This is a genomic window from Xenorhabdus bharatensis (assembly GCF_037996705.1).
Classification (GTDB): Bacteria; Pseudomonadota; Gammaproteobacteria; order Enterobacterales; family Enterobacteriaceae; genus Xenorhabdus; species Xenorhabdus bharatensis.
In genome coordinates this window covers 150,957-163,462 of sequence record NZ_JBBMXG010000003.1, presented here as the reverse complement: position 1 = coordinate 163,462, position 12,506 = coordinate 150,957, and the positions used below count along the sequence as shown (strand labels likewise).

The following is a 12,506-nucleotide window of genomic DNA, read 5'->3' as shown; positions in this document are numbered from 1 at the left end:
TTATAAACAAAATTGACCAGTCACGCATCAGAAACAGACTTCATAATCAGTTGTGACATTTATAAGATAAATACCTAGACGACCAGTCAGTTTTGTGATTATGATAAAAGCATTATGAAAAAATCCGCATCAGACACACGGCAACATATTCTGGATGTTGCCAAATCAATTATTGCTCACAAAGGTTACACTGCCGTTGGATTGGCCGAACTGGTCACAGCGGCTGGTGTCCCCAAAGGTTCATTTTATTACTATTTCAAATCAAAAGAAGAGTTTGGACAGATTCTGTTGAAGGAATATTTCAATGAATATTTGTCCAGAGCCAAGACGATTTTATCCTCTCCTGAAGGCACCGCTCATGATCGTTTGCTCAATTATTTCCGCGTCAGCTCTGAAATACAGACAACAGGCAAGCCTGAAGACAAATGTCTGACAGTTAAATTAGGGGCAGAGGTCTGCGACCTTTCCGAAGGAATGAGATCAATTCTCTGCCAAGGTACTGTCGATATCATCGACCAATTGACACAATGTATTGAATCAGGGCAGAGCGATAATTCTATCTCAGCGGATATATCACCTCGCGTATTAGCCGAATCATTATATCAATTATGGCTGGGGGCATCTCTTATTGCTAAAGTAGCTAAAGATACCGACCCATTTGACTCCGCCATAGAGATGACCCAGCGACTACTATCGTAGTCGCATTTTTTTTATCTTTTTTATAGACGACTGGTCAATTATTAAAAAGGAAATGTTATGACTGACAATAGTATTCGTACCGACCTTTTTTCACCGGTTAAATTAGGAGAGCTAGAGCTTGCTAACCGTATCGTTATGGCCCCATTAACACGCGGTCGTGTTAATGACGAAGGTGTGCCGAACGAAATGATGGTGACCTATTATACCCAGCGCGCCAGCGCCGGTTTGATCATTTCAGAAGCAACCAATATTTCAGCTCAGGGACGGGGATATGCCATGACCCCCGGCATCTGGACTGAAGAACAAGTGACTGAGTGGAAAAAAGTCACTGATGCCGTTCACGCAGTGGGTGGAAAAATAGTGATGCAACTATGGCATGTCGGTCGTTGTTCCCATGTTGATCTGCAACCTAATGGTGAGCCGCCTGTTGCCCCTTCAGCAATACAAGCAGGGGGAAACGTTTATGTCGTAAAAGATGTCGAAACAGGGTTGAAGGCACCTTCTATGCCACGCGCACTGAATACGGACGAAATCCCCGGCATTATTGAGCAATACAGACACGCTGCTGAATACGCCAAACGAGCAGGATTCGACGGTGTAGAAATTCATTCAGCCAACAATTATCTCTTGGAACAGTTCATACGCGATTCAACCAACCACCGAACCGATCAATACGGGGGTTCTATTGAAAACCGGGTACGTCTGGTTCTGGAAGTGGTTGAAGCTGTCACCGGCGTCTGGGGTGACGGTCGGGTTGGCATCCGGTTATCGCCAGTTACAACCGAAGTCGGTGAAACGCCACTTGATAGCAATGTTATGGCGACTTATAGCTACCTGATCCAACAGCTAAACCCATTCAAACTGGCTTACCTGCATTTTGTGGAAGGAACAACAGGAAAAGATCGTCTGATTCCTGAAGGTGTTGATTTGGATGTTTTGCGCTCTCTGTTTGAAGGAACTTATATCGGTAATAATAACTATGACTTCGAAATGGCCATTTCCCGCCGTTCAGAAGGCAAAGTTGATGCCGTTGCATTTGGACGCCCGTTTATTTCTAACCCTGATCTGGTCAATCGTCTGCGTTATGATATTGAACTGACCGGTCTGGATCGTCATACCCAATACGGTTCTGGAGCAGAAGGCTATATTGACTGGCCGACAGCAAGTTATTAATTCGTTATCTGGCGGCTGGCTTATAAAGCGAAGCCGCCAGATCTTTACCCGGAAAAGAGTACTAAGCGTATTCAGTAAGTAAACCCTAAATAGAGATAGATACTCAGTACAATACTGGCTGTCACAAGAGCGTAGGGCATCTGTGTACGGATATGTTCGATATGATCACAATCTGTTGCCATTGACGCCACTATCGCATCACCAGAAATGGGTGAAGTCATATCGCCGAAAATAGAACCGGAAATAGCCGCTCCAATCATATATTCCACCGGCATCCCAACTGAAAGACCAAGTTGTACGCCAATCGGGATCATAATCGCAAACGTTCCCCATGATGTACCGGTTGCCAGTGACATAATCGCGCTGATGACAAAGATAAAACCTACAGAAAATCCGACAGGGAGTACACCGTGGGTGATCTGTGCAATATAAGCCCCTGTATTCAAATCAGCCGAAACTGTCCCCATTAAAAATGCCAGAATCATAATAGAACTGATTTTCAGCATACTGGCATAACCAATATAAAGTTCTTCGAAAAAGGTATTAATGGATAAAATCCGGCGGCCTAAGAACCAAAAGAAAGAAATAACCGTACCAAACATCACTCCCCAATAAACGGATGTTGAACCGCTGCCTTTGCTGAAATCACCTTCACCAGTGATATAGAGTGCGACAGGAACCATCAACACTGTTGACAGAATGGGGATAAAAAAATTCAGGACACTATTACTGTTAGGGTGCTTAATAACTTCATCAGGTTCAGTTTCTTTGCTGTCTAGGGCTGGCGTATTGTGTTGATGCAAAGCATTCTGCTCTGCTTTTTTCATCGGGCCCCATGAAACATTGGTAAAAATATAAAATACTATGCTGGCAAGTGAGAGCCACGCCATTAAATTATATCCAAGAGAATGTATAACAATATCAAAAGGCTCACCTGAAATTAGCCCATTGGAAATTTGCACTCCGACGATTCCCATCATGACTGCGCCCCAGCCATTAATCATTGCCAGCGAGCAGACAGAAACACCGGCTGTCTGAATCAGATAGGACATTTTTTCAGGAGGAACGGCATATTTTCTGGCAAGGTTTTTGGTTGATGCACCGGCCACTAATTGGTTGATGGAACTTTCGATAAAAATAAGAGCGGAAATAATAATCGCCAGAAATTGTACGTTTTTCTTACTTTTAATAATTTTAGTCCGGTCAGTTAATAACTGAACCAAAGCCTGTACACCACCCGTGACAGTAACCAGCCGCATAATCCCACCAATCATGATCATAAAAATAACCGTTTTAGTATTTCCCGATGATGTAAAAGTATTAATCACTCCCTCAAGAGTACTTTTTATTCCCAATATAATATTGTGATCATGTATTACCGTGAACCCAACCAGAATCCCCAGCATCAATGACAACATCACTTGTCGGGTTAGAATGGCTAATATGATGGTGACGACAGGAGTAACAATCGTCCAGATTCCATAGTCATGCATTTGTATTCTCTGATGTTTTTTGTTGGTTAATGGGGGGGAAGTAAAGCATTAATGTATATGGCGCTCTAATATGAAGCCTAGCAATACAGAACAAGAATACCAGCTAATTGATATTTTTTGCTGTTAATTCAATATGATTGTGTAATTTTTTCTAATAACCTATATTAACCCCGAAGAACAATGATAAGATAAATTTATGTTTTTATCTAACGAATAGGATAGGAGAAAAGAAAAAATGATATCGCAGAAAATATCGGATTTTCGGAATATAAATAGCACTCTGGGTCTGTGTATAGCAGCACTATTTTTCACGATAATCTCAGCTAAAACTGCAAAAGCAGATATCACCGCTCCCATTGTTTACCTTGATCGCCAAACACCTACCATATCACTTAATATCAATGGCAAAGAAATTGATAAAATTGAAATTGATACGGGTGCATCCACTGCTCTCCATTTACCCCAATCCGTCGTTGATGCAATTCTCACGTCGAGTGACAACCATATTGAAACATCTCGTTCTGTTGATGTTTTCGGCAATGAAAACCTGAATAAAGTAATAGCAAAAGCAGTTGATATTACTGTAAATGGCAAAAAACTTTCAGGTGTTGACGTTGAAGTATTCAAACCGTGGGGTAACGGTATGTTAGATGATAACGGACAACTGCGTATTAATGGCGTATTGGGTCTGGGTATTGTCAAAAACAATACGCTGATTATCGATTACCCTTCAAAGATGCTCACAATTACTGACAATGCTAAAAATCTTTCTGACGGTTATCACTGGAAAAATATTCCATTCACTCGTAAAAATTACGGAATAGAGGTTAGTGTATCGTCCGGTAATAAAAAATTAAATCAGATGGTTATTGATACTGGTGCCAGCCATACTGTCATTTTTACCCGTTCAAAGGAGGGCTGTGTTGATTTTTCATTATTATGTCCAAAGCAAACAATTGTGACACCTGATGGTGTTGAATTATCAGCATTCCTTTTTCAGATACATGATGAACGTATAAATTTTGATGGGTTATTGGGTGATGATTATCTTTCAAATAAGGCTCTTGTTATATCTGATGATCAATTTCTGATTGGTTTACCGAAGTAATAAAAACTCACCTCGATTTTCTTATTGATTTCAAATTACCGTGTAATTAGTGGCACTTTGAAATCAATTTTTTATCAAATAGTATCAGCTGTGTGATTTTTTATAGCACTGTGTATCGATACAAATCATGATTTAATTAAATACTTCCATAGATTAATAATAAAAGAGTGATAACCGATTAATCACAATAAGGAGTATTTATGATAAAAATCATAAAAATGGCAATATTATTTATCTCAATAATAACAACTTCAAATTCCTTCGCTAATAGTGAAATAAGAGCCAGAGATTTCGGTATTCCTTTTTCTGGAACCACCGGGAAATATAATGCAATTACCGATGTTAGCGGTGTAACCGTTGGCTATTCAACCATGATCAAAGGCAATGGAAAACTGGACGTGGGGAAAGGGCCGATAAGAACCGGAGTAACCGCGATATTACCAAGAGGAAAAAAATTCAGCCCGGTATTCTCCGGCATATTCTCTTTAAACGGGAATGGGGAAATGACAGGTAGCCAATGGGTTGAGGAAAGTGGTTTTCTGGAAACACCGATATTAATCACGAATACGCACAGTGTCGGCGTTGTCAGAGATTCAGCCATCAGTTGGTTAATTGACAACCATTTAGTATCCCCACTGAAGGATGATTTATTCTGGTTACTCCCTGTAGTTACAGAAACATGGGATGGAATATTAAATGATATAAATGGGATGCATGTAAAAAAAGAACATGTCTATCACGCATTGAATAGTGCTAAATCAGGAATGATAAAAGAAGGTAATGTCGGTGGTGGAACAGGCATGAACCTCTTTGATTTCAAGGGAGGCACAGGGACTTCATCAAGAGTTTTAGATAAAAAAGACGGCGGATATACTGTCGGGGTACTGGTTCAGGGGAATTTCGGATTCAGGGATGACTTAATTATTGCCGGGATTCCGGTTGGTAAAGAGATAAAGGATTTTATGCCGATATATCATGGAGATAAGAAAAAAATAAAGGATGCGGGTTCTATAATTGCAGTCGTTGCTACAGATGCCCCATTAGCCCCTCACCAGTTAGAAAAAATCGCTAAAAGAGTCTCTCTCGGTCTTGCCAGAGTAGGTGGAGTCGCCAGAAATACCAGCGGGGAAATATTTATTGCATTCTCCACCGCGAATAACGATGCATTTTCCAGAGAAGATATAAAAACAATGACAATATTACCCAATGACAAACTTGATCCTTTATATGAGGCAATAGTCAGTGCCACTGAAGAAGCCATTATTAATGCCATGTTTGCAGCTGAAACTATGGTGGGTAGAAATGGAAATACATCTTATTCCATCCCTAAAGACAGGGTTATAAAAATATTAAAACGTCATAACTTACTTGATCGAAACTGAATCATTCAGATTTAACTTCTGTATTTTTAAAAACTGTGAATATAAAGGAGTAATAATAATGCAACCATACTTAGAATTACTCTGTTCCCCGGCTATTTGGGCAGAAGGCCCGGTTTGGCTACCAACAGAAGATGCGGTTATTTTCAGTGACGTAAAAGGAAATAAAATGTTTCGCTGGTCAGAATATGACGGCGTTCATTTATGGCGAAAATATTCGCATTTTGCCAACGGCAATGCGCTGGATAGAGAAGGGAGGCTCATCAGTTGCGAACATGGCAGAAGAGGTATTTCCCGCACAGAAAAAAACGGCAGTGTTAACCTATTGGTTGAAAAAATTGATGGTAAACGATTCAATTCACCCAATGATGTTGTTGTACGTTCTGACGGGACAATTTGGTTTACTGATCCACCTTACGGCATTATTAACGATAATGAAGGATATAAATCAGAAAGCCAGATTATCGGGTGCTACGTCTATTGTTACGATCCTGCTGATAACAGTATTTCTATCGCTGCCAGTGATACTCAACGACCAAACGGTTTAGCATTTTCTCCTGATGAGAAATATCTGTACATTGCCGATATGTCTATCGTCGATTTCCCGAAACACGGCAGACATGAATTACGTATCTATCCGGTACGGGATAAAGTATTGGGGATTGGTAAACATTTCGCTACCATTTCTCCGGGTTTTCCGGATGGTTTTTGTATTGATAAATCAGGTAATATTTATTGTAGTTGTGAAAACGGCGTTATCATTTTTGATAAATTTGGTACGAGAATAGATAAAATTGAAGTGCCAGAACATGTATCAAACTGCACTTTGGGTGGCATTAAGGGTGACCAGTTATATATTACAGCGACGACGTCATTATATCGGATATCTGTAACTCAGTTCATTAGAGGATGATGGAAGGGAAGAGTTAAGTTAATCCGAAATTGCAATTGGTAATTTTTTGAGGGAAAAATGACGACATATAATGTAAACCCCGCAACAAGAACCGGTAACTTATCTCTCCCTGATGCTCGTACGCTTCATTGGTACGAGTGGGGGCCAATCACCGGTAAACCGCTTATTTTCTGCACCGGTGCTGGAATGAGTGGCTCACTGGGTTTCGGGGAACAAGAGCTGGAAAGATTGAATATCAGATTAATCGTGCCGGATCGCCCCGGGCTGGGGCGTTCATCTCAACATTCCCATAAGACTTTAGTGAGTTTTGCCCAAGATGTTGCTGAGATACTGAAGCACTGCGGGTTACAAAAGTGCATGGTTTTGGGTTTCTCTCAGGGAGCAGTATTCGCACTGACACTGGCAAAAATTTGTAAAGCAACAGGACTGGCAATTGTAGCCGGGCAGGATCAGTTTAGTTATCCCGCCACGCAAAAACTGTTAAATCAGGATGTTGTTAATATGGTGAAGCAAAGAAATGCCGAACCAGAAATGTTAAAACAGAGGGTTTCTGAGAATATCACTGCTGACTGGTTGATGAATTTTATTATGGCTCACAGTTCAGCAGTGGATTTGTCTTTGTACTCCCAACCCAATTTTTTACAGGCTTATCGTCAGTGTTTAAATGAAGGTTTTTCCCAAGGAGTAGAAGGGTATGCTCAGGATCTACTGCTTACTTTCGGGCAATGGCCTTTTGATCCTGAAGATATTACCTGCCCGGTATATTTATGGTATGGGAAGCAGGATGCCAGCACCGTTCATTCACCAGACTTTGGTGAAATTTTGTCAACACGGTTTCCTCATGCAGAACGCACTGTTTTCGATAATGAAGGAAGCGCTTTACTCTGGCGGAAATCAAAAGACATTCTTGAAAAATTGGTCTTAACATACGGATAAAATTGAGGTAAGCAGCGCGAAAAGCGCTGCTTATGGCATTCAGGACTATGAAGAATGGCGGTTATTTTGTAACTGATACCAGTTTTGAATATCGTTAATAATCATGGCAGCATGGTAGTTCCCATCTTTATCAATGAAATAATGATCCAAACCATCATAGGTATTGAAAGAAACCTTTGGGTTATTAATCTCAGCTATCATTTTTCTCGCTCCAGATGCATCCACATTATTATCACCCATAGTCTGGATAACCAATAACGGCACTTTACTGGATTGGATCGAGTTCTGATTATCAATTGATAATGACTCATACCACCAATTGGCCCCATGACCACTGACATTCATACCTACCGGCATGTTCTGTTTTTTTGCTTCTTTTGCAAATGTTTTAAAACTATCAACTTCTTTATCAGACATTTCTGCCGGAGTTTGATGCCTGATGCTATGAATAACATCATCAATAAAAAAACGCCCACCGCCATTCATCGCAATTGCCGCAGTAATAAAATCTGTATTCTTCTCTGCAACTATCAAATTAGTAACAATAGCACCTTCACTCCCACCCAACAGAATAATATGACGATACTTGCTTTTTAATTTGTTTAATACAGCAATATAATCTTTAACGCGTTTTAAGGGGGAGTCGTTCTGAATATAGGCTGGCGGGCATTCTGAATCACTAACTTCAGCACCATTTTTTCCGAAACTACTATCAAGCCCTGTTTTTTCTACCAGAAGGATATCGTTGGCAGGAAAAACCGCCCCAAAATTTTCTATCATTTTTTTATTATTGATAACACTACGACAATCAGAACCTTGAATCAGGACAAGAAGATCTTGAGAGTTTATGTTATTTTTCTGTATCAGATAGTAAGTAATCTCTTTACCATCATTCCCTTGTAAACGATAGCTGTTCTCTTCAGCCACCGACTGCATAGATATTGAGGTTAAAACAAGTACGATACAAATAAATATTCTTTTCATCATGTTCCGACCATTTCAATTTAAATAGGGTTGTATGAGGCAGGCCCAATATACGAATTAACAGATAAGGTAGCAATCTTATGACAGCATTTCAGAATCACGAAGTCCGTTCGGTATTTGAATATTATCCTCAGGAGTATCAGCAACCATTACTGAAAATAAGAGAATTAATATTTGATGTCGCGCTGAAAACAGAAGGGGTTGGCGTGATCACTGAAACTTTGAAATGGGGTCAGCCCAGTTACCTTACTCTTGAGACAAAGGCTGGAACTACAATCCGGCTGGACCGTTTCGGGGATACACATGTGGCTATCTTTTTTCACTGCCAGACAACATTAATTGATACATTCAGAACACTCTTTCCTGAGTTAACTTATTCAAAAAACCGGGCAATAATTTTAGATCCTTACGCCGATTTACCAGTAACTGAGTTGAGTCTATGTATTGAGATGTCACTCACATATAAATTGAAGAAAAAGAGGTAAACATCAGGAGATACCCGTTGGATAATCAATTCACGGATATAGACTTGTGCGAAGCGCTATCAACAATCTTCGTAGATAATGAAGTTGATTATGAAGAAATTGCTTCTATCGTAAAATATTTTTCTATTGAACATGTAGAAATTGTCTTTTTCGAATGGGTAGCTCCTGTATGTTACATCAATGACTTTACTCCCGTACCTTATATATGGACCTTTTTTGAGCGGGAACAGCTTTGGGAAGACATCCAGTCTTTTCGTAAACAACGTGTTATGGCGGGGGGAGTGGGTAAAATAAAAACAAATATAAAATTATTTTTATTACGTAAATATTTTCAAGATGATTGGAAAAAATTAAAAAGATCACTGACGGTTTTAAGCCGTTAACTTATAAAATAATGGGTAAATTAATATATTTTGTTAGACTATAACGCTTACTATAGTTACAAGAAGATTTTTATGATTTATTTTACTTCCGATACCCATTTTTGCCACTCCAGCATCATAAACTTATGTGGTCGACCATTTGAAAGCGCACACCATATGAATAATGCCCTGATACACAACTGGAACGCATGTGTTACTGACCGGGATGAAATTTATATTTTAGGTGATTTTCTTTATCGCGGAACTGGAGCAGATGCTAATAAAATACTCCATCGACTTAATGGTAAAAAATATTTGATCCGCGGTAATCACGATAAATTTTTGAACGACCCGGATTTTGATAGTTCAATGTTTGAATGGGTAAGAGACTACTACGAAATGGATTATCAAAAACAAAAAATCGTGATGTTCCACTATCCCATTCTCGAATGGCAGGGTTATTTTCGTAATGCTATCCATCTCTATGGTCACGTCCACAATGCAGGTAAAGATCCTGACCAATACAAACGATTAAGCGTACTCGGACCCAGAGCTATTAACGTTGGTGTTGATGTAAATAACTTTTTCCCTATCAGTATTAACCAAGTACTGAAAAAAGCTCAAGAATAAGTATTGTATACTTTCAAGTTGTCTCTTTGTTGGCTACGCTCGTTCACCCCGGTATAAACATACGATTATCTATGTTCCTAGGGGTTCACGACGAATATCACAGCCGGTTAAGGCATAAGCTATTATTTTTAATAAAATCAATAAAGCAGCGTAACCGGGGTGAAAGCGTCTGGTTACGGTAATAAACTGCATTAATCGGCTGTTTTTGCTCAAAAGTAAGATGAGAAAGTACCTGTTTAAACTCTCCTGATTCTCTCATCTCATGAGTCATAAAATCAGACATACATACAATACCGACGCCTTTTCGGGTCAGGTTACATAATACTTCACCACTGCTTGCAGCAATTGTTGGGGTAATTTTGATTCCCTTTTTATCACCATGAAAGAGTGGCCATTCGTTGAGATTTTCTGGTGCAGTAAACCCGAGCAGACAATGTTGTTGTAATTCTTCAACAGTTTTCGGTTCGCCAAAACGTTCTAAATAGAGAGGGCTTGCCAGAACCCGCAGCTTACTGTGACCTAATAATGTCGCATGTAGAGAAGAATCAGTCAGAGTCCCAATACGAAAGGCGATATCAGTCTGCTTTTCCAACAAATCCGTTACACCTTCATAATTAGTCAATTCCAACGTTATCTGTGGGTATACTTCGTGAAATTGAGCAATCAGTGGTGTAATGACGTGCAGTAGAAAAGGGGTCGCTGCATCTACTCGTAACGTTCCGGAGGGAATATCTTTATGACTCAGCAATACTTCCTCTGCTTCTTGCGCAAGTTTCACCACTTCCCGTGCTTTTTGTAGAAATACAGTGCCTTCTTCGCTTAGTTTTATACGCCGGGTAGTACGGTACAACAAAGTACTGTCCACTTTTTCTTCAAGCCGCAACAAGGCCCGGCTGGTGGCAGAAATAGTGAATCCCAGCCATTCAGCCGCTGCGGTTATTGAACCGCTATCCACGACAGCAATAAATACCCGCATCTCTTCCAGAGTAATTTTCATTTTCGCATTTCAGTTAAAAGTTTTTCTCATATTAGTTACTGTTTCTGCAAATATCAAATCGACATAATCACCCTCACTTACAGTGATGTCGTATCAGCAATAACGCTGAGTTTAAAGATATGAGGAAATTATGCGAACGAGCACCGCTCTGTTATCACTTTCTATTGGGGCATTTGCTATCGGGGCTACCGAGTTTTCACCAATGGGTATGTTACCGGAGATAGCTTCAGATCTGGCAATTTCTATCCCCACCGCCGGCATTCTGGTTATGGTCTATGCACTTGGTGTGATGTTGGGTGCGCCGGTAATGACCTTGTTACTGATTAAACGCTCCCCGAAAGTCGCTCTGATTTTTTTAATGAGTATTTTTACCGTAGGAAATATCTTATCGGCGTTATCACCTGATTTTTCCCTATTACTTATTGCCCGTTTTGTGACCAGTCTGAATCATGGCGCATTTTTCGGTATAGGTGCCTTGGTAGCGACCCGAGTAGTCGAGAAGGGAAAGGAAGCCAGCGCAATTGCCAGCATGTTTATGGGATTGACTATCGCTAATCTCGGCGGTGTTCCGGCAATTACGCGTTTATCGCAGGTATTGGGCTGGCGGGAGGCTTTTTTCCTGATCAGTGTATTAGGATTCATTACCATGATTGCTCTGTTATTAGCGCTCCCACGAGGAATGCAGGGGCAGCCGCTCGATTTACGCCGTGAACTACAGGTTTTATTGAAACCTGCCGTATTGACGACGCTGTTTTGTACGGTGCTTGGGGCCAGCGCTATGTTCACCTTCTATACGTATATTGTGCCCGTATTAATGACGCTCTCTCATGTCGCAGAAACACAGGTCAGTATAATGCTGGTGCTGGTTGGTGTGGGGTTTACCATCGGGAATTATATCGGTGGTATTCTGGCGAATCGTTCCGTATCCAAAACACTTTATGGATTATTTACATCACTGTTTCTGATTATGATGTTATTTCCACAAATCGCGAAAGACACGATGACTGGCGGTATCATATTAGTGCTTTGGGGAGCGGCTAGTTTTGGTATTGTCCCGCCATTACAGCTAAAAGTAATGCAGGTTGCATCTGAAGCTCAGTCACTAGCTTCTTCTGTCAACATTGGCGCATTTAATCTGGGTAATGCTATTGGTGCTGCATTGGGCGCAACTGTTTTATCACTGGGATTAGGGTATGAAATGGTTAGTTATTCGGGTGGTTTTGTTGCGCTCGTTGGGTTGCTATTATTGCTGATGACAGACCAAAAAGCACAATCACTGACATTATCGATTAACAAAAGAAAAGGGTAGTTTACTGTCTGTATACCCGCCTGGATCAGGCGGGTAGT

General features: G+C 40.4%; 13 protein-coding genes. 10 read left to right on the top strand and 3 right to left on the bottom strand.

Annotated elements, in window-relative coordinates:
• Positions 1-114 precede the first annotated feature (114 nt).
• Both AAC855_RS04560 and AAC855_RS04555 read left to right on the top strand, forming a co-directional pair.
• Entirely contained in the window at positions 115-699 is a 585-nt protein-coding gene (locus AAC855_RS04560; RefSeq protein ID WP_340608438.1) for a TetR/AcrR family transcriptional regulator, read from the top strand.
• A 57-nt stretch (positions 700-756) separates the two neighbouring features.
• Positions 757-1,872, top strand: coding sequence for an alkene reductase (locus AAC855_RS04555; RefSeq protein ID WP_340608437.1), 1,116 nt, complete (start codon positions 757-759; stop codon positions 1,870-1,872).
• A gap of 71 nt (positions 1,873-1,943) precedes the next feature.
• Here the strand turns inward: AAC855_RS04555 and AAC855_RS04550 are convergent, their stop codons facing one another.
• The gene (locus AAC855_RS04550; RefSeq protein WP_340608436.1) at positions 1,944-3,365 is read right to left on the bottom strand and encodes a Na+/H+ antiporter NhaC family protein; all 1,422 of its coding nucleotides are present in this window, start codon (positions 3,363-3,365) and stop codon (positions 1,944-1,946) included.
• Positions 3,366-3,600: 235 nt separating this feature from the next.
• Between AAC855_RS04550 and AAC855_RS04545 the strand changes: the two genes are divergently transcribed.
• The 4 genes from AAC855_RS04545 to AAC855_RS04530 all read left to right on the top strand — a co-directional run bounded on the left by AAC855_RS04545 (position 3,601) and on the right by AAC855_RS04530 (position 7,701).
• A complete protein-coding gene (locus tag AAC855_RS04545; RefSeq protein WP_340608435.1) occupies positions 3,601-4,473 on the top strand; it encodes a hypothetical protein in 873 nt (290 codons plus the stop codon).
• Positions 4,474-4,673: 200 nt separating this feature from the next.
• Positions 4,674-5,855, top strand: coding sequence for a DmpA family aminopeptidase (locus AAC855_RS04540; RefSeq protein WP_340608434.1), 1,182 nt, complete (start codon positions 4,674-4,676; stop codon positions 5,853-5,855).
• A gap of 58 nt (positions 5,856-5,913) precedes the next feature.
• The gene (locus AAC855_RS04535; RefSeq protein ID WP_340608433.1) at positions 5,914-6,765 is read left to right on the top strand and encodes an SMP-30/gluconolactonase/LRE family protein; all 852 of its coding nucleotides are present in this window, start codon (positions 5,914-5,916) and stop codon (positions 6,763-6,765) included.
• Between the two features lie 57 nt (positions 6,766-6,822).
• Entirely contained in the window at positions 6,823-7,701 is an 879-nt protein-coding gene (locus tag AAC855_RS04530) for an alpha/beta fold hydrolase (protein WP_340608432.1), read from the top strand.
• A gap of 45 nt (positions 7,702-7,746) precedes the next feature.
• Here the strand turns inward: AAC855_RS04530 and AAC855_RS04525 are convergent, their stop codons facing one another.
• Positions 7,747-8,688 (bottom strand): alpha/beta hydrolase family protein, encoded by a 942-nt coding sequence (locus AAC855_RS04525; protein WP_340608431.1) that lies wholly within the window; start codon positions 8,686-8,688, stop codon positions 7,747-7,749.
• A gap of 77 nt (positions 8,689-8,765) precedes the next feature.
• Between AAC855_RS04525 and AAC855_RS04520 the strand changes: the two genes are divergently transcribed.
• The 3 genes from AAC855_RS04520 (at position 8,766) to AAC855_RS04510 (ending at position 10,162) form a co-directional block, all read left to right on the top strand.
• Complete coding sequence (locus AAC855_RS04520) at positions 8,766-9,170, top strand: DUF1801 domain-containing protein (RefSeq protein ID WP_340608430.1); 405 nt, start codon at positions 8,766-8,768, stop codon at positions 9,168-9,170.
• Positions 9,171-9,187: 17 nt separating this feature from the next.
• Positions 9,188-9,553, top strand: a complete 366-nt coding sequence (locus tag AAC855_RS04515; RefSeq protein WP_340608429.1) for a DUF7079 family protein — start codon at positions 9,188-9,190, stop codon at positions 9,551-9,553.
• A 72-nt stretch (positions 9,554-9,625) separates the two neighbouring features.
• Entirely contained in the window at positions 9,626-10,162 is a 537-nt protein-coding gene (locus AAC855_RS04510) for a metallophosphoesterase (protein ID WP_340608428.1), read from the top strand.
• Positions 10,163-10,259: 97 nt separating this feature from the next.
• Here the strand turns inward: AAC855_RS04510 and AAC855_RS04505 are convergent, their stop codons facing one another.
• Entirely contained in the window at positions 10,260-11,159 is a 900-nt protein-coding gene (locus AAC855_RS04505) for a LysR substrate-binding domain-containing protein (protein ID WP_340608427.1), read from the bottom strand.
• A 130-nt stretch (positions 11,160-11,289) separates the two neighbouring features.
• Here AAC855_RS04505 and AAC855_RS04500 point away from each other — a divergent pair, with 130 nt between their 5' ends.
• Entirely contained in the window at positions 11,290-12,468 is a 1,179-nt protein-coding gene (locus tag AAC855_RS04500; RefSeq protein ID WP_340608426.1) for an MFS transporter, read from the top strand.
• Positions 12,469-12,506: the final 38 nt, after the last annotated feature.